17 protein-coding genes and 1 pseudogene are annotated in these 21581 nt (G+C 66.9%); 11 read left to right on the top strand and 7 right to left on the bottom strand.

What is annotated here, in order from left to right:
- Nucleotide 1 precedes the first annotated feature (1 nt).
- Genes FEF27_RS06015 through FEF27_RS06005 form a run of 3 tightly spaced genes read right to left on the bottom strand, consistent with a single transcriptional unit; the run spans nt 2 to nt 4231 of the window.
- Entirely contained in the window at nt 2–1822 is a 1821-nt protein-coding gene (locus FEF27_RS06015) for a phospho-sugar mutase (RefSeq protein ID WP_138169952.1), read from the bottom strand.
- Nucleotides 1822–2757: a purine-nucleoside phosphorylase gene (locus tag FEF27_RS06010; protein ID WP_138169951.1), complete on the bottom strand. Its 936-nt coding sequence runs from the start codon at nt 2755–2757 to the stop codon at nt 1822–1824. The genes FEF27_RS06015 and FEF27_RS06010 overlap by 1 nt, the downstream gene beginning before the upstream one ends.
- Before the next feature lie 25 nt (nt 2758–2782).
- Nucleotides 2783–4231, bottom strand: coding sequence for an NAD(P)H-quinone dehydrogenase (locus tag FEF27_RS06005; protein ID WP_138169950.1), 1449 nt, complete (start codon nt 4229–4231; stop codon nt 2783–2785).
- Between the two features lie 152 nt (nt 4232–4383).
- Here FEF27_RS06005 and FEF27_RS06000 point away from each other — a divergent pair, with 152 nt between their 5' ends.
- Both FEF27_RS06000 and FEF27_RS05995 read left to right on the top strand, forming a co-directional pair.
- Nucleotides 4384–5427 carry a hypothetical protein gene (locus FEF27_RS06000; protein WP_138169949.1) on the top strand — a complete coding sequence of 348 codons (1044 nt, stop codon included), beginning with the start codon at nt 4384–4386 and terminating at the stop codon, nt 5425–5427.
- 24 nt (nt 5428–5451) lie between these two features.
- Nucleotides 5452–6717, top strand: coding sequence for a phosphotransferase (locus tag FEF27_RS05995; protein ID WP_138169948.1), 1266 nt, complete (start codon nt 5452–5454; stop codon nt 6715–6717).
- Here the strand turns inward: FEF27_RS05995 and FEF27_RS05990 are convergent.
- On the bottom strand, nt 6671–8461 hold the full coding sequence (locus tag FEF27_RS05990) for a tetratricopeptide repeat protein (RefSeq protein ID WP_138169947.1): 1791 nt from the start codon (nt 8459–8461) through the stop codon (nt 6671–6673). The genes FEF27_RS05995 and FEF27_RS05990 overlap by 47 nt on opposite strands.
- 46 nt (nt 8462–8507) lie before the next feature.
- Between FEF27_RS05990 and FEF27_RS05985 the strand changes: the two genes are divergently transcribed.
- The 3 genes and pseudogenes from FEF27_RS05985 (at nt 8508) to FEF27_RS05975 (ending at nt 12071) form a co-directional block, all read left to right on the top strand.
- On the top strand, nt 8508–9566 hold the full coding sequence (locus FEF27_RS05985; RefSeq protein ID WP_166429927.1) for a glycine betaine ABC transporter substrate-binding protein: 1059 nt from the start codon (nt 8508–8510) through the stop codon (nt 9564–9566).
- A gap of 53 nt (nt 9567–9619) precedes the next feature.
- Nucleotides 9620–10882, top strand: coding sequence for a pyridoxal phosphate-dependent aminotransferase (locus FEF27_RS05980; protein WP_138169945.1), 1263 nt, complete (start codon nt 9620–9622; stop codon nt 10880–10882).
- Between the two features lie 56 nt (nt 10883–10938).
- A pseudogene (locus FEF27_RS05975) lies at nt 10939–12071 on the top strand (pyridoxal phosphate-dependent aminotransferase).
- Nucleotides 12072–12128: 57 nt separating this feature from the next.
- On the opposite strand, the gene FEF27_RS05970 reads toward FEF27_RS05975, so the two are convergent.
- On the bottom strand, nt 12129–12386 hold the full coding sequence (locus FEF27_RS05970; RefSeq protein WP_138169944.1) for an exodeoxyribonuclease VII small subunit: 258 nt from the start codon (nt 12384–12386) through the stop codon (nt 12129–12131).
- Nucleotides 12383–13666 (bottom strand): exodeoxyribonuclease VII large subunit, encoded by a 1284-nt coding sequence (gene xseA / locus FEF27_RS05965; RefSeq protein ID WP_138169943.1) that lies wholly within the window; start codon nt 13664–13666, stop codon nt 12383–12385. The genes FEF27_RS05970 and xseA overlap by 4 nt, the downstream gene beginning before the upstream one ends.
- A 66-nt stretch (nt 13667–13732) precedes the next feature.
- Here xseA and FEF27_RS05960 point away from each other — a divergent pair, with 66 nt between their 5' ends.
- The 5 genes from FEF27_RS05960 to FEF27_RS05940 are packed head-to-tail and all read left to right on the top strand — an operon-like array spanning nt 13733 to nt 19492.
- On the top strand, nt 13733–14644 hold the full coding sequence (locus tag FEF27_RS05960; protein ID WP_138169942.1) for a hypothetical protein: 912 nt from the start codon (nt 13733–13735) through the stop codon (nt 14642–14644).
- Nucleotides 14645–14668: 24 nt separating this feature from the next.
- The gene (locus FEF27_RS05955; protein ID WP_138169941.1) at nt 14669–15793 is read left to right on the top strand and encodes a 4-hydroxy-3-methylbut-2-enyl diphosphate reductase; all 1125 of its coding nucleotides are present in this window, start codon (nt 14669–14671) and stop codon (nt 15791–15793) included.
- A gap of 12 nt (nt 15794–15805) precedes the next feature.
- Nucleotides 15806–16567, top strand: coding sequence for a sulfite exporter TauE/SafE family protein (locus tag FEF27_RS05950; RefSeq protein ID WP_138169940.1), 762 nt, complete (start codon nt 15806–15808; stop codon nt 16565–16567).
- Nucleotides 16557–17741 (top strand): MFS transporter, encoded by a 1185-nt coding sequence (locus FEF27_RS05945; protein WP_138169939.1) that lies wholly within the window; start codon nt 16557–16559, stop codon nt 17739–17741. The genes FEF27_RS05950 and FEF27_RS05945 overlap by 11 nt, the downstream gene beginning before the upstream one ends.
- Nucleotides 17742–17800: 59 nt before the next feature.
- A complete protein-coding gene (locus FEF27_RS05940) occupies nt 17801–19492 on the top strand; it encodes an SLC13 family permease (protein WP_138169938.1) in 1692 nt (563 codons plus the stop codon).
- Here the strand turns inward: FEF27_RS05940 and FEF27_RS05935 are convergent.
- Nucleotides 19482–20627 carry a DNA recombination protein RmuC gene (locus tag FEF27_RS05935; protein WP_138169937.1) on the bottom strand — a complete coding sequence of 382 codons (1146 nt, stop codon included), beginning with the start codon at nt 20625–20627 and terminating at the stop codon, nt 19482–19484. The genes FEF27_RS05940 and FEF27_RS05935 overlap by 11 nt on opposite strands.
- A gap of 121 nt (nt 20628–20748) precedes the next feature.
- On the opposite strand from FEF27_RS05935, the gene FEF27_RS05930 reads away from it, so the two are divergent.
- On the top strand, nt 20749–21420 hold the full coding sequence (locus tag FEF27_RS05930; RefSeq protein WP_243729115.1) for a hypothetical protein: 672 nt from the start codon (nt 20749–20751) through the stop codon (nt 21418–21420).
- Nucleotides 21421–21581: the final 161 nt, after the last annotated feature.

Genomic DNA, 21581 nt, shown 5'->3' with positions numbered 1-21581 from the left:
GTCAGTCCTTTCCAAGAATCTCGTGCATGGCCCGGCGCATCCGTTCCAGGTGCTGCTGCGCGTCGCCGCGGGCGGCGGCCACCGCCTCCGGCTGCTGTGTCTCTGGGGCAGCCACCGCCTCCAAGTAGCATTTGACCTTCGGCTCGGTGCCCGAAGGCCGCACAATCACACGGTGGCCGGCGGAGGTGAGGTAGATCAGCGCGTCGGTGGACTTCGCGGGGGTGAAGTCCTTGCCGGGCAGCGGTTCTGATTGCAGGTCCAGCGCCTCCACTACCGGATCGCCGGCGATCTCGGTGGGGGGCTCCTGGCGCAGTGCGGCGGTGATCTGTCCCAGATCCGCGAGGTTCTCGACACGGATCGTGACCTGCCCGGTGACGTGGACGCCGGCCTCGGCGGCGATCTCGTCCAAGACGCTCAGCGCCGTGGCGCCCTTGGCTTTGAGGTCGGAGATGAGCTCACAGAAGATCAGTGCCGCAGAGATCCCGTCCTTGTCCCTGACATGGACCGGGTCGACGTCGAACCCGATCGCCTCCTCATACCCGAAGACGATGTTCGGCACCCGCGCCAACCATTTGAAACCGGTCAGCGTCTCTTCGTGACCCATCCCGCGGGACTGGGCCAGATTTCCCAGCAGCCGGGAGGAGACCACTGAGCTCCCGATCACTGGGCGTGTCTCACCGTGTCCGTTCTGCCACCCCTCCCGCAGGGGGCCGCGCTCCAGGATGTGCCGGCCCAGAAGCGCACCGATCTCGTCCCCGGAGAGCTGCCTCCAGGATTCACCGGCGGAGTCGTAGACCGCTGCGGAGAGCCTGTCCGCATCCGGGTCGTTGGCCAGCACCAGGTCTGCGCCATGGTCCTGCGCGGCGCGCAGCGCGAGGTCCAGCGCCCCGGCCTCCTCGGGGTTGGGGAAGTCGGCGGTGGGGAAGGCCGGGTCGGGCGAGAACTGCTCAGGAACAGCGACAACGTCTGCGAACCCGGCCGCCTTCAGCAGCTCGGTCACCGCCTGTCCACCCACGCCGTGCATGGCCGTGTACACCACCCGCAGATCCCGGTGCGGGTATTTCTGCGGGTCCAGCAGCTCAAGCGCCTCCTGCTGGTACTGCCGCCGCGCCTGATCCCCGATGGTGCTGACCCCGGTGGGGCGGGGGACCTCGGCGGTGGGCTGCACCGCCGGGGCGGGAGAGTCGGTGGAGAAATCTTCCTGGACCACGGCCTCGATGGTGCGGGCGATCTCCAGGTCCACCGGTGAGACGATCTGTGCGCCCACCCCGAGACCGTCGGGCTCCAGGTGTACTGACAGTTCGCCGCCCAGGTAGACCTTGTACCCGTTGTCCTGTGGGGGATTGTGACTGGCGGTGACCATCACGCCGACGTCGGCGTTCTGGACCAGCATCTGCCGCGCCAGCAGGGGAGTGGGCCCGGGGTGATCGAACAGGTGGACCTGCCAGCCGGCATCCCGGAAGATGGCAGCAGTGTCGAAGGCGAACTCATCGGACTGATAGCGGGCGTCGTAGCCGATGACGATCCGCTGCGCGGAGGCGAGCTTCGCGGAGGCGTACTTCAACAGGCCCACGGCGGTCTGCCGTACCACCAGCCGGTTCATGCGCAGCGGCCCGGGGCCCAGCTCCGCACGCAGTCCGGCGGTGCCGAACGCGAGCCGGCCGGCGAACAGCCGCTCGAGGGAGTCGTAGGCCACCTGTCCGCCCTGGCGGGCGTCGTCGAGCAGCTCGGTCAGCTCGGTGCGGGTGCGGGGATCCGGGTCCAGCTCGATCCACCGCGCCACGGTGGTCAGCAGCTTGTCACTGTGCAGCGGGGTCGCCATCAGCTGGCCTCCAAGGTGCTGTGAATAATTCCGGCCAGCAGGGTGGCGATGCGGGGCGCGGCCTCCTGGCCGGCATCGATGACTTCCTGGTGGCTCAGCGGCTGGTCCGAGATGCCAGCGGCGAGATTGGTGACCAGGGAGATGCCGAAGACCTCCATGCCCGCAGCCCGGGCGGCGATGGCTTCCAATGCGGTGGACATTCCCACCAGGTCGGCTCCGATGGTCTGCAGGTACCCGATCTCTGCCGGTGTCTCGTAGTGCGGACCCGGCAGCTGGGCGTACACGCCCTCGTCCAGGGAGGCGTCGAGCTCCTGGGCCAGGCCGCGGATTCGCGGGGAGTACAGGTCGGTCAGGTCCACAAAGTGTGCCCCGCGCAGGGGGGAGGTCCCGGTGAGGTTGAGGTGGTCGCCGATCAGCACCGGAGTCCCGGGTGTCCATTTCGGGTTCAGTCCGCCGCACCCGTTGGTGAGCACCACCACCCCGGCCCCGGCCGCTGCGGCGGTGCGCACCCCGTGGGCCACGGCGTCGACCCCGCGGCCCTCGTAGTAATGGGTGCGGGCACCGATGACCAGCACATGCTTATTCGCCGGGGTGCGGATGATCTTCAGCGACCCGGAGTGTCCCGGGACCCCGGAGGTGTGGAAGCCGGGGACGTCCTCGGCGTCGATCTCGCTGACCAGCTCGCCGAGGTGATCGGCGGCCTCGCCCCACCCCGACCCCAGTGTGCAGGCGAGGTCGATCCGATCGATGCCGGCGGCCTGCAGCAGCGTCTTGGCCGCGTGCTCGGCCTGCTGGTTGGGCAGGCTGGTCGGGTCGCTGGTGGGAATGCTGGCCGGAACGCTGGCCGCATCCGGGTCCTGCAGCTGGCCACCCTGAGTCTCCGCCTCTGCGGTGACGTGACCGAAGCCGGGTGTGGTGTCGTGGTCGGTGCTCATGGGCACAAGCCTAACCCCGGTGCGCTCACTCCTCGGCGGGGTCGAGCACATGCAGGTGCAGCCGGCGCGCCGCCTCAGCAATCGAGCCGGTCAGTGAGGGGTAGACCGTGAAGGTGGTGGCCACGTCATCCACATGCAGCTTATGGGTCACCGCCAGCGCCAGGGGGTAGATCAGTTCGGAGGCCCGCGGCGCTACGACCACCGCGCCGATGACCGTGCCGGAGCCGCGGCGGGCGAAAATCTTGACGAACCCGTCCCGAACATTCATCATCTTCGCCCGCGGATTGGTGGCCAGGTCCAGCTTCACCACATCGGACTGGTACTTTCCGGCGTCCACCTGGGACTGGGTGACCCCGACGGTGGCGATCTCCGGGGAGGTGAACACATTGGAGGCCACCCGGTGTAGCTGCAGCGGCTTCACCGCCCCGCCCTGCATATGGGCCACCGCGATCCGGCCCTGCATCGCCGCCACGGAGGCCAGCGGGAGCATGCCGGTGCAGTCCCCGGCGGCGTAGATATTGGTTGCGGTGGTGCGGGAGACGGTGTCGACCCGGATATGCCCGGACTGGGTGACCTCCACCCCGCACTCCTCGAGACCGAGCCCGGCAGTGTTGGGGATCCCGCCCACCGCCATCAGGCAGTGGGAGCCCTCCAGCACCTGGCCGGTGTTGAGGGTGACCCGGACACCCTCAGCGGTCCGCTCGGCCGAATTCGCTCGGGCCCGGGCGGCGACCCGCACCCCCACCCGAGTGAAGGCGTCCTCCAGCACCGCAGCGGCATCGGAGTCCTCGCCGGGGAGCACCTGATCGCGGGAGGACACCAGGGTGACCTCCGCGCCGAGCCGGCGGTAGGCGGAGGCGAACTCCGCGCCGGTGACTCCGGAGCCGACCACAATCATGTGTTCGGGGACCTCGGTGAGGCTGTAGGCCTGCGTCCAGTTCAGGATCCGCTCCCCGTCCGGCGTCGCGGTGGGAAGCTCCCGCGGATGCGCACCCGTGGCTACGATCACCGCATCGGCCTCCACCAGCTGGGTCCCACCGTCGGCAGCGGTGACCTCCACACTGTGCGGCGGGACCAGCCGGCCGTGGCCTGCAATGATCCTGACCCCCGCCGCCTCCAGGGAACGGTGAATGTCACGGGACTGCGTCTTGGCCAGTTTCAGCAGCCGCTCATTGACCTTGGAGAAGTCAGCCCAGGCGGAGGTCTCGTACTTGTCCTCCCCCGTCTCACCGAAGCGCACTCCGAAGTCGGTTGAGGCGTTGACCCGGCGCATCGCATCTGCGGTGGCGATCAGCGTCTTTGACGGCACGACGTCGGTCAGCACCGCTGAACCGCCCATGCCCTGGTCCTCGATGATCGTCACCTCGGCTCCGGCGTCGGCGGCCACCATGGCCGCCTCGTATCCACCGGGTCCGCCACCGATGATGGCCACCCGATCAGGGGCGAAGTGCTTCGCGGGGTTCGCTACAGTCATGGGGCCATTCTTGCCCACGCACCGGGGCGATGTCACAGCGGTTCGTGTATATGTCGTGGCGCGGGCCATCCCTTCGATACGCTTGGAGGATCAGCGGCACCCCGTCGCTGCAGAGTTGCACTGTTGAGACCCCAGGGCAGGTGGTGATCTCCATGACGCTGAGCCTGCCTCCGCAGCTGACCGGGTTCATAGAGCTGATCCCGAGCCTGCCGATCCACTCCTCAGTTCTCATTCCTCTGGTCGCGGGGCTCTTCCTGGCGGCGCTGATACTGAGAGCTCAACGGCTGCCCGCCCAGGCCGGCCCCAAGGGCCAGGGGCTGACCACGCGTCAGGCTCGGGCCGGGCGCAGATTCGTATACCGCAGCCGAGGGCTGCCAGGCGCTGAACGCGAGAACAAGGGGAAGACAATGAGCAGGAGACATACCCACGACGACGCCGCCGCTGACACCCCGGCGGCAGCTGCACCGAGTGCGCCGGGCTTCCGGATCCACTGGGGCCGCAGCATCCTGGCGGCCACGGCGCTGCTGGCGCTGCTCGGCGGCATCGGGACCGCCGTCGCGGCTCCGTTCCTCGCGGGGCTGAGCTGGGCGGTCCCCGCTATCTGTGCGCTGGTGCTGGTGGCCGCGCTGGCCAGCCTGCGGGTCTCCGCAGTGGTGCGGCGGCGCACCCAGCGCAGACAGCGGGTGGAACAGGCCATGCGCGAGGCGATGGGCCCCCCACCGCAGCAGTCACCGGAGGCAGTGGCTCAGACTGACGCAGCTTCAGCGGATGTGCGCGCCGGCGCTGCGGAACAGCGGCGCACCGGGCCCTTCGACGCGCTCAGCGGTGATCGGACCGGCAGAGGCGGACCAGATTCGCTGGTGAGCATCGACGCCGACGGGCTTCCGGAGAGCCCTGAGCGGCTGTTCGGAGCGCACAGCTCCGCCCAGAAGTCAGCACAGCAGCAGCTGGAGTCCCTCCGTCCCAGTGCGGCCCCGGCCGAGCCGTGGGAGGTGCGCAGCGTCCCGGCGGCACACTACATGGTGGCCGCCAAGGCCGAGCGCCCGGAGCCGGAGCCATTGGAGGAACCTGCCCCGGCACCCTCGAGCGAGGTCAAGCTCAAACAATCCGCAGCCAGCCCGGAGAAACCCGAGGTCCGGCCTGCCGAGGAGGAATCCATTAATTTGGACCAGGTGTTGCGGCGCCGGCGCGCTTAGCTCCTCCTCCGATACTCTCACTCCATGTCCTCGCCGATCCTTCCCTCCGCAGCCTCGCGAGGGGGCGTGCACCAGAGCCGGGATCAGGTGGAGATCCACCAGCTGGCGTTTCTGCAGTCTGAGGCGGTGCATCCGCTGATCGCCGAGGCATTCCTGGGCAAAGGAGTGCCCCCTCCCCAGGTCACCATGGAAGCCGTGCAGCATCGGCCCGGGGCCGGAGCCACCGGAATCTACCGTGTGAGCTCTCAGGAGGAGATGTACGTCGGAGTGACCACCGAGCACGTCACCGACCGCGCCGAAGGGGTCCTGCGCAGCCAGTCCGAGCGCGGCCAGCTGGTGCTGTGGCAGCATCCCATGGACCCTCTGCTGCCGGGCCTGCAGCTGGCCACCGACCCCGGGTCGGTGACAGCCACCTGGGGTGCAGGATCCCAACTGACCGCGCTGCAGACAGTGAGCTACCGGCCGCTTCGGCGGGCGGTGATCTCCGCGGACTTCTCCGACGGCCGGCGCATCTACCTCAAGGTGCTGCGGGAGGGGCACGCACCTGAGCTGGCTGCCCGCCACCGCATGCTTGTGGAGGCAGACGTGCCCGCACCGGTGCCGGTCGGCGACCCGATCTGCGATGTGCTCGCCCTGGAGCAGGGGCGGGGGATCTCCCTGGCGGAACACTTCATGGCAGATGGCGCCGCTGCGGTGCGCCCGGCCGATTTCGTGCAGCTGTTGGATGCCCTTCCGGTGGGTGTGATGGGGCTTCCGGCCCGCGATGCATGGACCGACAGGCTGCCGGCCTACGCCTCGGCGGCGATCTCAGCCCTGCCGCAGTGTGAGCGGCGGATCAGGCGGCTGGAGGAGGAGGTCCTGGAAGGGGTGGGCGTGACCGACCGGGGGCCTATGGTGCCCACCCATGGAGATTACTATGAGGCCAACCTGCTCATGCAGGGCCCCAGTATTTCCGCGCTGCTGGATGTGGACTCCCTGGGGCCGGGCTATCGGGTCGATGACCTCGCCTGCTTCCTGGGACACCTGGCAGTGCTGCCAGCGGTGGATGCGCGCTACATCCACGCACCCGCGGCCTTCGACCGCTTCGCCCGGGTCTTCGCCGCGGGGGTGGACCCGGAGAGTCTGCGGATCCGCACCGCGGCGGTCGGGCTGTCTCTGGTGGCCGGGGCGCGTGATGTCCGCGGCGGAGGGTGGCAGGAGCAGGCCGATCACCGGCTGCGCTGCGCGGAGGTCCTACTGGGGCTCACTCCGAGTGCGGGAGATCTTCCTCATTGGCCAGCTGTGCTTTGAGGGTCTCGGCCTCAGCGGTGAGAGTAGCGGCAGCGTCGGGCTGTCCCAAGGCGGTCAGCGCCTCAGCTCGGCCCTCCAGCGAGTTCACCACCAGCGCCTCGGAGATCTCCCGGGTCTCAGCGGCCATGCGGAACAGCGTCTCCGCCTCCTGCGGCTGCCTCATCTGCAGCAGCACGGTCGCGGCAAAAATCTCCGCGTCCGCGGCAGCCTCCTCGTCATCGGAGTCGGCGAACATGTCCGCAGCCTCCAGGGCGGCCGCTACAGCGTCGGTGCCGCGTCCCAGCGCCGTCAGCGACCTCGCACGCGTATCGGTGATATCCGCGCGCTGCCAGTCCGTGCCATGTTCGGTGACAATCTCCATCGCACGGTCCAGGTACACCAGCCCGGATTCCTCCTCATGCCGGCACAGCAGATGTCCCAGCGAGTGCAGGGCCTGCAGCAACATCAGCGGATCGGTGTCCTCACCCTGATCGGCAAGGCTGAGACCGCGTTCGTAGTGATGGCGCGCTGACTCGACCCGGTCCAAGGAGGCGGCGAGTGCACCGGCGGCCAGATGCGCCCGGGCCGCCTCATCCGACTCCTGCGCGGAGAGGAACTGCGCGGCGGCCTCCTCCCAGTGCGACATCGCCTCCAGGGGCCGCTTCTGCTGGGTCACCGCGTGGCCCAAACCCATCAGAGCCCGTCCCCGGGTGGAGAAGTCGCTGTCGCCGCCGGCCAAGCGCAGCGACAGTGCTTCGAGCACCTTCTCTGCCTCGGTGTAGTCCTCCATGTCCAGTAGCTGCTGACCCAGCGCCAGCGAGAGCATGCCGGATTCGGAGAATTCGCCGAGTTCTGCCTGCTGCACTGCCACCCGCCAGGCCAGCACGGAGGTGTCAGTGTCGCTGAGGCTGGCTGCGATCCCGGCCAGCAGCGCCGCAGCCGAGGCGGCACCCTTGCGCACCCCGCATGCGGAGTAGAGCTCCACGGAGGTCATCGCATCGGCGACGGCCTCATCGGTGCGCTCGGCTTGGTGGTGCACCGTGGCCCGCAGCATCGCCATCGCCCCGCGCACCGCGCGGTTGGCCGGGGCGGAGAGGACCTGGTCCGCGGTGGCCAGGGCGGCTTCGGCGTCATCGGAGAGCAGCTGGGCGTGCGCGAGGAACATGCGGGCCCCTGCCAGCGCCTGCGGCCTGTTCAGCGCCTCAAGAATCTCGCAGGCCTCGGTGATCAGCGGCAGCGCGGCGTCGGGCCCCTCATCATGGAGGCTGCGCACCGCCAGCGAAGACAAGACATCCGCCCGGTGCACGCTGGGGCCCGAGCCGTCATCGAGCTCCTCCGCCATGCGGCGCAGAATTTCGGCCTCAACCCGGTCCGGTTCGCGCAGCAGCATCGATCCCAGCTGGGCCTCCACCTCTGCCTGCTCGGTGCGTCCCAGCTGACGCAGCAGCGCCACCCGCTCCTTCAGATAGGGGGCGGCCAGGTCGGAGGCCCCGCGCATTTCGTGGACCCCGGCGAGGATGCGCAGCAGCATCAGTCGTATCTCCGCCTCATCGGCACCCGGGGCCTGAAGGCCCCTCTCTGCGGCTTCGGCGGCGGCGGCGTAGCGCTCCCCATAGGCAGCCTCATAGGCGAGATCCACCCAGCCGCGGGCGGTCTGCGCCTCCACCTGTGCTGCAGCTGGCTGCTGCAGCAGTGACTGCAGGCGCACGGTCAGCGGCGCCGAGCCGGGAATCTCGACGGGCAGGTCAACAGATTCGCCTCTCATCTCTTCCAGGATAAACCCGCTGGCTGGGCCCCGTAGAATGGCGCTCATGGTTTTTCAGCGCAGGGGACACTGCTCGCCTGCGCGCCACTCCAGGTCAGCGCCGGTGCTTGGCGCTGCGGCACTGACCCTGGCGATGCTGGCCTCCGGCTGCTCCGAGCCCCCGCCGCCGGCCCCCGAACCCACGGGTCAGCAGATGGAGCGCGCCTGGCGGGTGGCGGTGGGCAGCGACCGTCTGGACCGCACAGTCGCCGAGATCTACGCCCAAGCACTGAACTCCCATGAGGCGCCCACAGTAGTGGTGCGGCAGGAGGACACCGCTGCGGAGCTGGCCGCAGCCCTGGCCCGCGGTGAGCGCCCTGCCAATGCTGAGACGGACGGCGACGACGCCGATGACCGGTATGAGCTGGTGGTGTCCCGAACCGTGGGGCTGGCCGAAGAGCTGGACCCGGAAGGCTACGCCGAGCTCACCGTCCCCGAAGGCGAGACCGGGGTGGGCCCAGCGGCTGAGCCGGAGGAGCTCACTGAGCTGATAGAAGCGCAGCTGGAGCAGGCGGAACTGTTCGACCCCACCGCAGCGGTGCTGCGCAGCAGCCTGCACCTGACCAGCGTGACCGCGGAGCGCGCCGGGATTGAAGACGATGACGAGGAGGACCTCAGTGCCCTCAGCGACGAGTGCGCCGACCTGGTAGTGGGAGTCTCCTCTGCTGTGCCCGGTGCCGGCAGCGCACTGGAGGAGACCTACGACTGCACACCCGAGGAGCTGCGCAGCGAGAATGAGTCCACCTTGGTGGAACTGCTGATCACCGCGGAGATTGACGCTGCCGTGTTCTCCGCTTCCCACCCCTCGGCGCTGGAGCATGCGCTGGTCAGCCTGCCGGATGCCCGCTCGGCATTTCCCCAGGAGCAGTACGCACCGGTGGTCTCGCTGCGGATCGCCGACGACGTTCCCGGGGTTGTGGAGGAAGTTTCCCAGGCCCTGGACGACGAGGCCCTAGTCACGCTGCGCCGTCTGATCGACGGTGACGACGGTCTCCAGCCGGAAGATGCGGCCACCTATTGGTTGGTGGAAGAGGGGCTGCTGGCGGAGCCGGATAACTGGGGTTGAGTCACGCCGTGTGAAATTCGCGGATTGTTGACAATGTGAGGCAGAATCTCTCTATGGAGGAGTTCCAGGATTTCACCCAGGCCACCAAGCTTCGCAACGTCCGCTACGACGTTCGTGGTCCCATTGCTGTGGAGGCCGCCCGTCTGGAGCAGGCCGGGCACCGCATCACCAAGCTGAACATCGGCAATATGGCGCCTTTCGGCTTCGAGGCGCCGGACTCGATCATGATGGATATGATCCGGCACCTGCCCACGGCGCAGGGATATTCCGACTCCGCAGGCATCTATTCGGCCCGCACTGCGGTGGCTCAGTACTACCAGACCAAGGGTCTGCGCGAGGCGAAGGTGGAGGACGTCTACCTGGGCAATGGGGTCTCTGAGCTGATCACGATCACCCTGCAGGCGCTGATCAACCCCGGTGATGAGATCCTCATCCCCACACCGGACTACCCGCTGTGGACCGGCCTGACCGCGCTCTACCAAGGCATCCCGGTGCACTACATCTGTGACGAGAACAATCACTGGTGGCCGGACCCGGAGGAGATCGAGGCGAAGGTCACCGACCGGACCAAGGCACTGGTGCTGATCAACCCCAATAATCCCACCGGTGCGGTCTACCCCCGGGAGATCTTGGAGGCGATGGTGGACATCTGCCGCCGGCACAACCTGCTGCTGCTGGCTGATGAGATCTACGAGAAGATCACCTACGACGGCGCGGAAATGATCAACGCCGCCACCCTCAGTGACGACGTGCTCACCATCACCTACTCGGGGCTGTCCAAGACCTGGCGGGTGGCGGGCTACCGGTCCGGGTGGATGTACATCTCGGGACCGAAGCACCGGGCCACCGATTACTTAGAGGGCGTGCAGCTGATGTCGAATCTGCGCATGTGCCCCAATGTGCCGGGTCAGCACGCCGTACAGACCGCCCTGGGCGGTTACCAGTCCATTCAGGAGTTCATCACTCCCGGCGGTCGGCTCTATGAGCAGCGCAATGTCGCCTACCAGCGGCTGTGCGAGATCGAGGGGATCCAAGTTTCGCAAATGGACGGGGCCATGTACCTCTTCCCCCGGCTCGACCCCGAGATCTACCCCATTGAGAACGATGAGGCCTTCGTGATTGAGCTGCTGCGCCAGCAGAAGATCCTGGTCTCCCACGGCAGGGCGTTCAACTGGATTGACGATCAGCACTTCAGGCTGGTGACCCTTCCCGCGGTGGAGGAGCTGGAGGAAGCCATCGACGGCATTGCGGCGTTCCTGGCCCAATACCGTGATGCGTTCGCCCGGCCGGCTCCGGTGAGCTCAGTCACTGGGTAAAACCCGCAAGGCGGCCGCTACCACAGACTGCCGCATTTGTGGGGCATGATATTCAGATGCAGACATTCGCCGAGGAGTTCCTACAGTCCCCCAAATTGGCCGATGTGCGTTACGACGTGCGGGGGCCGATCGCACAGGAGGCAGCCCGGCTGGAACGCGCCGGCCACCGCATCACCCGGCTGAACATCGGCAACCCCGCACCGTTCGGTTTTGAAGCGCCGGAGCAGATCCTGCGGCATATGATCAAGACCCTGCCCACCGCCCAGGGATACTCCGACTCGCAGGGGATCTATTCCGCGCGGGTGGCGGTGGCCCAGTACTACCAGGCCCGGGGGCTCCGGCAGGCTTCCCCGGAGGATGTGTGGCTGGGCAACGGGGTCTCCGAACTGATCTCCATGGTGCTCACCGCGCTGATCGCACCCCAGGATGAGATCCTCATCCCTGCCCCCGACTATCCACTCTGGACCGGGGCGACCAAACTCGCCGGCGGCAACCCCGTCCATTACATCTGCAATGAGGACAATCACTGGTGGCCGGACCCGGAGGAGANCGGCACAACCTGCTGCTGCTGGCTGATGAGATCTACGAGAAGATCACCTTCGACGGCGCGGAGATGATCAACGTCGCCACCCTCAGTGACGATGTCCTCACCGTCACCTTCTCGGGGCTGTCCAAGACCTGGCGTGTCGCAGGGTTCAGATCCGGGTGGATCTACGTCTCCGGCCCCAAGCACCGGGCCACGAACTATCTGGAGGGCCTGAACCTCCTGATGAACATGCGCATGTGCGCCAATGTCCCTGCCCAGCACGCCATACAAGCCGCGCTCGGGGGGTACCAGTCGATTGAGGAGCTGATCCTGCCCCACGGCAGGCTCTACGAACAGTCCCGGACAGCACACCGGCTGCTCTCCGAGATTGAAGGGGTCAGCGTGGAGAAATCCGACGGTGCGCTGTACCTGTTCCCCCGATTGGACCCGGAGCTGTATCCCATTGAGGATGACCAGGCCTTCGTCATCGACCTGCTGCGGCAGAAGAAGATCTTGCTCTCCCACGGCCGGGCGTTCAACTGGGAGGACACCCAGCATCTTCGGGTGGTCACCCTCCCGCACGTCGAAGACTTGGAGGTGGCCATCGCTGAGCTGGCGGACTTCCTTGCCGACTATCGCGATGCCGCCGCGCGCAAAGACTGAGGCTTGCCCCGCGCGGGCCCCGGTAGGCGCCCGGGGTCCGCTTATCCAGCGCTCGGATTATTCGGCGCTCGGAGTGCCCTCTGCCGTGTGCAGCGCGGCGCGCACTTCCTGCAGCCGCGCTGAGGCGCCGTCGAGCCAGCGTTCGCACCGGTCAGCCAACGCTTCGCCGCGCTGCCACAGCGCCAGCGACTCCTCCAACGGAGCCCCGCCGGTCTCCAGTTTGGTGACCACCTCAGCAAGCTCGTCACGCGCCTGCTCATAGGACATCTGGTCGATATCGTCGGTGCGTGCGGTGCTGAACTGACTCTCGCTCATCTGCTCTTCTCCTCGGTGGTAGTGGTGACCTCAGCGGTGAACTCCCCGGAGGATACCTTCACGTGGACTTCCGCGCCTGCGCTGAGCTCGGCGACATTCCGGACAATTCGCCTGCGGTGCTGGACCACGGCGTAACCGCGGTCCAGCGTGGACTGTGGGGAGAGTGCGGTCACCTGGGATCTGGTGGCGGCAACCCAGTCCCGGGCACGGTCCACCGTGGTCTGGGCCGCCAGCAGCGCCCGGTGCCGCAGCCGCAGCAGATCCTCACTGCGCACCTGGATCATCGCCTCCGGATGCGCCAGCGCCGGCCGGGACCGCACCGCATGCAGCCACTCGGACTCGTTGGCGAGCATGCGTTCCAGCCCCTGCGACATCCGTGCACGCGCCAGGCTGATGTTCTCCCGCTCCAGCGCCTCCTCGGGCACCAGGAGCTTGGCGGATCCCGTGGGGGTTGAGGCGCGCACATCCGCCACCTCGTCCAGCAGTGGGCGGTCAGCTTCATGGCCGATTGCCGAGACCACCGGTGTCTGGGCGGCAGCCACCGCGCGGATCAGCCGCTCATCGGAGAACGGCAGGACGACCTCCTCCATGGCGCCACCTCCGCGGGCGATCACAATCACGTCCACCTCGGCCAGCGCGTCGAGCTGCTCCAATGCAGCGGCGACCTCGATCGGCGCCATCGGCCCCTGGGTGGACACCTCACGGATCTCGAACTGGGCCGCGGCCCAACGGGCGGTGACATTGCGGAGAATGTCCTTCTTCGCGTCCGACTCCCGCCCGGTGATCAGCCCGATGCGCCGGGGGAGCACCGGCAGCATTTTCTTCCGTGCCGGGCTGAACAGCCCCTCGGCAGCGAGCTGCTGCCGCATCCGTTCGATCCGGGCCAGCAGGTCTCCCAGTCCCACCGGCTCCATGCGCTGGGTCACCAGGGACAGTCGCCCGGACTTCTCCCACAGGGAGGGCTTGACCAGTGCGACCACCCGCGCCCCGGGCTCCAGGCCCTTGCCGGCCAGGCCGCTGGCCACATTGCGCCAGGCCACGGCTTGAAAGGAGATCTCCTGCTCCAGGTCCCGCAGCGTCATCCACGCGGTGCCGTTGCGCAGATTGAACTCCACCAGCTGACCCTCCACCCAGGTGGGTGTCACCCGGTCAATATGCGCCCGCAGCTTCCCTGAGAAGTGGCTTAGCGGCCAGGGCATTTCTTCGCTGGTGTCCTGGGAGCTGGCTGGCAGCGCGGCCAGCGGGGGGCGGTCTTTGGCGGTGGGCTCCTGATAATTCATACTGCTTACAGACTAGCCCGACTCACTGCGGCCTTCTTCCCGGTCCCCCCACCGCTCAGGAGCTTCATGCGACACCTGCTCAGCGTCATTTGCCTGCTGTTGGCGGGGGTGTTGTCGGTCGGCTCTCTGGCCGGCTATCAGCTGGATCAGTTACTGCGCAGTGAGGAGCCGGTCCGGAACATCGCCGGGGGGCTGCCGCAGGAGGAAGCGTTCGCGCAGGCGGTGACCGAGATCATCGTGGAGGATCTCACCGGCCGGCTGCCCGACCAACTGCAGTGGGCAGTTCCCGGGGCGGCGGATGAGCTATTGGCGCCGCTGGTGTCCTCGGCCTTCGACACCGAACGCACCCGCTCCGCCTGGGATGAGGTGCTGCAGCAGACCCGCACCGGGTACACCGCCCAGCTGGAGGACATCTTCGCCGACGGCACCTCAGGTCAGGTCCGCGAACTCGATATTGAGCTGGACCTCACACCCATCTCAGAGGCGATGACCCACCCGCTGCGTCAGGGTTTGGACGAGGCCCTGGGATGGATCCCCGGGGTGAATGCAGGAAGTTTCGACGTCATCGCCCCAGAGATCTCGCTGGACGTCCAGGCGGCCACTGACAGCACCGCCGACCCGTATTCGTGGGCGACGGTCGCCACGCTCAGCCAGTACTGGGCGATCTTCGCCGGAGTCGCTGCCGGCTTGGCGGCGTTGGGTCTGCTGATCGGGGTGGGGCCGGTGCGCTGGTTCGCCCTGGCGGCCGGGGCCCTGGCGGCGGCGGTCCTGGGTGCCTGGATCGCCACCACGGTGGCCTCCCCGCAGTTCCACCACCCGGCGGGAGTGCCGGAGGCAGCCGCTGCCGTGCTGGACCACATTGAGGTGCAGTTCACCCAGTGGGCCCAGCCGGACTGGTGGGTCTTCAGCGCCGTGAGCGCAGTGGTGGGGCTGACCGGATTCGTCGGCGGACTGCTGGCCGCCGCGCGCCGCCGTTAACCTCACGCCGGTACACTTTCCACCATGACAACGACGACGCCGGACGCTCCGACGACGCCCCGCAAGCACATCTCGGTGCCCACCCCCACGGTGCCGCGCAGACGCCGCAGCCCTGCCGAGATCGCCGCCGAGCAGACCTTCGAGGGGGAGAAGCGGGTCCTGCTGGCGGCTCCGCGCGGATACTGCGCGGGAGTGGATCGGGCTGTGGTGGCGGTGGAGAAGGCGTTGGAGCAGTACGGAGCTCCGGTCTATGTGCGCAAGGAGATCGTGCACAATCGTCACGTGGTGGACACCCTGACCGAGAAGGGCGTGATCTTCGTCGAAGAGACCGAGGAGGTCCCGGAGGGTGAGCTGCTGGTCTTCTCCGCACACGGGGTCTCTCCGGCGGTCAAAGAGGCAGCCTCTGAGCGCGGCCTGCAGACCATTGACGCGACCTGCCCCTTGGTGACCAAGGTCCACCGCGAGGCAGTGCGGTTCACCACCAAGGACAACTTCCACATCCTGCTCATCGGCCATGACGGCCACGAAGAGGTTGAAGGGACTTTCGGTCATGCCCCGGAAAGCACCACCATCGTCAACGGCCCGTGGGAGGTCGACCAGATCGAGGTCCCGGATCCGGATAACCTCATCTGGCTTTCGCAGACCACGCTTTCGGTGGACGAAACAATGGAGACGGTCCAGAAGCTCCGGGAGAGGTTCCCGAACCTCCAGGATCCTCCTTCGGATGACATCTGCTACGCCACGTCCAACCGTCAGGCGGCGATCAAGAAGATCGCCCCGGAGTCGGATCTGGTGATCGTGGTCGGCTCGGCCAACTCCTCCAACTCGGTGCGGCTGAAGGAAGTGGCCCTCGAACACGGGGCCCGGCGTTCTGAGCGCGTGGACTTCGCCAATCAGATCGACGAGTCCTGGTTCACCGAGGCCCAGACCGTGGGGGTGACCTCGGGTGCCTCGGTGCCGGAGGTCCTGGTGGATGAGGTGCTGCGCCTGCTGGCCGAATACGGCTACGGGGCCCCGGAAGAAGTGGTCACCGCGGAGGAGGACATCGTGTTCTCACTGCCGAAGGAGATCAGGAAGGCGCTGCAGCAGGCCGGCCACGACGACGTCGGGCGCGGCGGCCGCAAACGCAGCGCCTGCTCCACCAGCTGAGCACCGTCAGGGGTGACCATCCTCAGCACAGTGGCGGTGATCGTCGCCGCGGTCCTGATCGGCACTGTGCTGCAGCGGCTCTCCGGCACCGGGGTCGGCCTCGTCGTCGCGCCTGTGCTGTCACTGCTGCTGGGGCCGGCATTCGGGGTGCTGGTGACGAACATGACCACAGTGGTCTCTGGCTTTCTGATCATGCTCAGTGTCTGGGCTTCCATTGACTGGCGAAAATTCTGGCTGATCATCCCTGCCGCAGTGATCGGCGCCTGGCCCGGTGCCTGGCTGGTGGGGGTGCTGTCGGCAGGGTGGCTGTCCATCATCCTGGGTTCGATCGTGGTGGCCGCACTGCTGGTGACTGTCACGCTGCGCAGCCTGCCGGCGGTCACCGGTCCTTTCCCGGCTCTGACTGCGGGGCTGATCGGCGGGTTCTTCAACACCACCAGTGGGGTCGCAGCCCCGGTGATGGTCATTCACTCCCGGCTGACCCGGTGGGATCAGGTGAGTTTCGCAGCGACGCTGCAGCCGATCTTCATGACTATGGGTGCAGCCTCCGTGGTGTCCAAACTGGCGCTGGGCTCGGTCAGCACTGATGGTGATGTGGGCGTCCCCTTCGGGGTGCTCTTGGCCGGCATCGTCATCACCGTGCTGGTGGGCATCCTGATCGCCTCCAGGCTGGCCAGGGTGGTCTCGGTGGTCCTCGCCCGGCGCCTGGCGCTGACCCTGGCCGCACTGGGCGGGGTCGGGGCGATCGTGCGTGGGGTGATTGATGTCCTCTGAGGGATTCCAGCCGGGGTCACGGTCCTACCGCAGGCTGCTGGTGGCGCTGTTCTTCGTCGGCGTGGCGACGTTCGCCCAGCTGTACTCTCCCCAGGGGTTGCTGCCGGTGATCGCCGCGGACCAGGGGGTCAGTGCGGATCAGGCTGCGCTGATGGTCTCAGCGGCCACTCTGGGTCTGGCACTGGGCGTGATCCCGTGGTCCTACATCGGCGATGCTTACGGCAGGAAAAACGCCATGGTCTGGGCTGTCGTTCTGGCCTGTGTCTTCGCGGTGCTGACCGTGATGATGCCCGCGTTCCCCTTAGCGCTGACCATGCGCTTCCTGGAAGGACTGATGCTCGGTGGTGTGCCGGCACTGGCGGTGGCCTACCTCAGCGAGGAGGTCAGCCCAAAGGTGGCGGCGGTGGCGGCCGGAACATACATTTCGGGCACCACCCTCGGCGGGCTGAGCGGACGGATCATCGCCGCACCGGTGGGGGAGCAGCTCGGCTGGAAGCTCGGTCTGCTGGTGGTCACCGGAGCAGCGGTGGCCTGTGTGCTGATCTTTGTGCTCGCCGCACCGCGGGCGCGTCATTTCACCCCGGGCCGCAGCAGCGTGCGGCAGGCCGCGGCGCAGCTGGTGGGGAACCTGCGCTCGCCGGGGCTGCGGGTGATCTATCTCCAGGGTTTTCTGACCATGGGCGGTTTCGTCGCGATGTACAACTTCCTGGCTTTCCATCTGGCCGAACCGCCGTTCAGTCTGGCTGTGGGGCTGGTCAGCCTGATCTTCCTCGCCTACCTGGCAGGGACGCTCTCCGCACCTCGGGCCGGTGCGCTGGCCGCCAGGTTCGGCCGCAAACCGGTGCTCATCGGGGGCAACCTGGTGATGCTCAGCGGCGTCGTGCTCACGCTGGTGCCTCAGCTGACAGTGATCATTCTCGGCATGGTGGTGATGACCGGCGGTTTTTTCGCCTCTCATGCCGTGGCCTCCGGGTGGTCCGGCGCGCTGGCAGTGGCGGGCCGGGCGCAGTCCGCCTCGCTGTACAACGTGGGCTATTACGGAGGTTCCTCCCTCTTCGGCTTCCTCGGTGGTACCTTCTTGGCTGCCAGCGGGTGGGGCGGCACCGTCGCGATGGTCGTGGTGCTCACGGTGACCGCCACAGTGCTGGTGAGTGCCGTCCTGCCCAGGCAATGATCAGGAGTGGCTGAGTAATATCTGCGTGAGATACGACACCTGAGAAGGAGCCGAACATCATGACGTCTTCCCGTTCCCGGGTCACCGGGGCGCATCTGAAGCAGTACGACCCCCAAGAACAGTCAGGCCGGGAACAGGCGGACCTCTCGGCTGGACATCAGGCGGAGGGTTTCGCCAAGCCGACACTCATTCGCAGGCTGAGCGGTCTGTTCGGCGGCGTGCTGGGAGCGGTGCTGATCTACTTCATCATGCCCGGTGACATTGAGATCTGGCCTCGTCTCACGGCGGCTACGGCGGTTCTGATGGCCGTGTGGTGGATGACCGAGGCGATCCCCATTCCAGCAACGGCGCTGATTCCGCTCATCGTCTTCCCGGTGCTGGTGCCCGAAGGGGACGCTGGAGCCGGCGATGAACCGGCCGGCGGGGTCGCCTTTGATGATGTGGGGGCTAACTACGGGAACAACATCATCTTCATCTTCATGGGTGGGTTCATGCTGGCGCTGGCCATGCAGCGCTGGAACCTGCACCGGCGCATCGCCCTGGTGACCCTGCGCATGATGGGTTCAAACCCTGCAGCGCTGATCGCCGGGTTCATGATTGCCACCGGGTTCCTCTCGATGTGGGTCTCCAACACGGCCACTGCGGTGATGATGCTACCGATCGGCATCTCCGTGCTGATGCTGGTCCGCAAGATCTTGGCGGGGGACGACCCCGATTCCGCAGATACAGCAGAGCAGGCGGACGAAGAGACCAAGAAGACCGTCATCAAGTCCAAGTTCGGCACTGCCTTGATGCTGGGTATCGCTTACGCCGCCTCGGTGGGTTCGCTGGGAACCATCATCGGCACGCCTCCGAACACGCTGCTTGCCGGCCATATGAGCGAAAATCACGACGTTTCCATCACCTTCGGCCACTGGATGCTGGTCGGCGTGCCGATCTCGGTGGTGATGATGCTCCTCACCTGGTTCGTGCTGACCAAGGTGGTCTTCCGCCCGGAGATGGACACTATCCCCGGTGGGGCTGAGCTGATCCGGGGTGAGCTGAAGAAACTGGGCCCCATGAGCCAAGGAGAGATCCGCGTATTGCTGATCTTCGTTCTGGCCGCAGCCTCCTGGGTCTCCATCCCGCTGGGCACCGATGGCCTGATTGGCCTGGGTGTGCTGGGCGAGGATGCGGAGCCCTTCATCGACGACGCCGGCATTGCGATCACTATAGGACTGCTGCTGTTTCTGCTGCCCGCCGGCGGGGACGCGAACAGGGGAGTGCGCCTGCTGGATTGGGATTATGCGGTGAAGCTGCCGTGGGGTGTGCTGCTGCTCTTCGGAGGCGGCTTGGCGCTCTCCGGTCAGTTCGGCGAGTCAGGCCTTTCCGACTGGCTCGGTACACAGGTCGAGGGGCTAGCTGGCGTGCCGCTGTGGGTGCTGGTCGGTGTGACCGCCCTGGGAGTCCTGATCCTGACAGAGATGACCTCGAATACCGCCACGGCCGCCACGTTCCTGCCGGTCGCCTCCGGTGTGGCGATGGGCACCGGGGTGGAGCCGCTGGTGCTGGCCGCGCCGGTGGCTCTGGCCGCGACCTGCGCATTCATGCTCCCGGTGGCCACCCCGCCCAACGCCATTGCTTACGGCTCGGGCTATGTGACGATCGGGCAGATGATTAAGGGTGGTCTGCTGCTCAACGCCGCCGGAGTGGTGATCATCACCCTCGCGTCGATGACGCTGCTGGTCTGGGTCTTCGGACTCACGGGGTAGCGGCGCCGCCTGCGGAGAGCCGGGGGCCGAGCGGATTCACCTCAGCGGTGAGCGGCTCGGCCCTCAGCGTTTCTCCCAGGTCTTCCAGACTGCCGTCGGTGGGTTCGCCGACCTCCACCCGGCCCAGGGCCTGAGCTTGGGGCAGCACGCGGCGTTCAATATTGCCGATGAGCTTGTTGTACGCCGTCACGGCCTGGGCGAGCCGAGACCCTGTGTCATTGAGGTGGCTGCTCATGGTCGCCAGTCGCCGGTAGAGCTCCCGGGAGTTATCGACCACCTCTTTGATGTTGGCCGCCAGCCGCTCCTGTCGCCAGGCTGTCTCCACTGCTTTCATCGCCGCCAGCAGGGAGGAGGGCGAGACCAAAGTGACACCTTTGGCCAGCGAACGGTCCAGCAGCCCGGGGTCGGCCTCAAGCGATGCGGAGAACAGGGACTCGGCAGGGAGGAAGCAGAAGACCACCTCCGGGGAAAGCTCCACCGCCTCCCAGTAGCGCTTGCGGGACAGTTCGTCGACGCGGGCACGCAACGCTTTGGCCTGCAACTCGGCGTCCTCAGCATGCAGTGGTGCTTTGGCATCGATCACCAGATGCCGTCCGCCGGGGAGCTGGACCACCATGTCGGGGCGGAGCACTTCCCCCTCAGGGCCGGCGCCGGTGTGCTGTTCGGTGAAGTCCACGTGGGGGAGCATGCCGGCTGCTTCCACCACACGACGCAGCTGCACCTCACCCCAGTATCCGCGCGCTGAGGTGGAGTGCAGGGAGCCCAGCAGAGCCTGGGTGGATTCCAGGAGGGAGGCATCAGCCTGGGCGGCGTTTTTCAGCTGGTGGCTCAGCTGCGAGTGCTGGGCGGAGCGCTCGCGTTCCAGCTCTTGGATGCGCCGGTGCATCTCGGTCACCCCTTGCCGGACCGGATGCAGGATCTCTAACAGGGACTCACGTTCCTGGGCAGCGTGCTGATCATCGGCTCGCCGGCGTTGAATCTCGTCCAGGCGTGCTTCAGCCGCTGCCAGGGCGCGTTGGGTCTCGGACAGGGCTGTGGCGGAGTTGTGGTGCTTCCGGCGGGTAGCGACCCAGCACAGTGCCGCGCCCAGCACGAGTCCGATAAGCAGTCCGAGCAGCATCATTGACCAATCCATGTCTCTACTCTGTCACCTGGTACGGACGTGGTCTGGCTCCGGCACTAAGACGGGGGAACGCACGTTTGTAGAGTGGGGCATCAACCATCCGTTTGGCTCGCTTCCTGGAGGTCCTCCGACTGTGACTAGCCCACCCCGTGCAGATCGGGTCGAGGCCGCCGAGGACCTCGCCGCCCGATTAGATCGACCGATGGGCTTCCTCGGCGTCCTGTTCCTGTTCGTCATCCTGGGACAGTTGCTGGTAACTGAGCCTGGTTGGACGCGCATCCTCAGCGTGGCTGGCTGGGGGTTTTGGGCGGTGTTTGTGGCGGAATTCCTCCTGCGCGCTTCTCTCGCCGGATTCGGCGCGCACTTCTGGCGCCGCAATTGGTGGCAGGTCATCTTCCTGCTGGTTCCGTTCCTCCGATTCATACGAGCGTTGCAGGCGGTGCGGGCGCTGCGCGTGGCCCGGGTAGCCCGTGTCGGCGGCATCGTCTCTGCCGGAGTGCGGGGATCCCGTTCTGCGGGCCGGTTGCTCTCCAGCAGAATCGGTTGGCTGGCTGCGGTGACCGTGGTGGTGATCATCGCCTCCAGCCAACTGCTGTACGCCTTCGAGTCCCAGACCGACTACACCACTGCTCTGTTTGAGGCGGCCCTGACTACCGTCACTGGCACGGGGATCACCACTGACGACCTCGTCTCCCGAGTGCTGCGACTCATCCTCGCGGTGTACTCCGTCGCCGTCTTCGCGACTCTCGCCGGCTCTCTGGGCGCGTTCTTCCTCCGCGGCGACAACGCCGCCGGGTCCGAATAGCACCCCGGTCCGCAGACCCCTGCGGTGGAGGTGGTCAGTAGCGGATGGTGATAGGAATGGCGTTCCAGGCCATGGTAGGAGCCAGCGACCCTGGTGGGGATTTGCCGTGCGATCCCGGTGGTGGTTCCGGTCCTGGTGGTGGGTGGAAGTATCCGTGGGAT

Origin of the sequence: Nesterenkonia sphaerica, assembly GCF_005771565.1 — a bacterium.
Taxonomy (GTDB): Bacteria; Actinomycetota; Actinomycetes; order Actinomycetales; family Micrococcaceae; genus Nesterenkonia; species Nesterenkonia sphaerica.
This window is presented reverse-complemented; position numbering and strand designations above follow the sequence as displayed.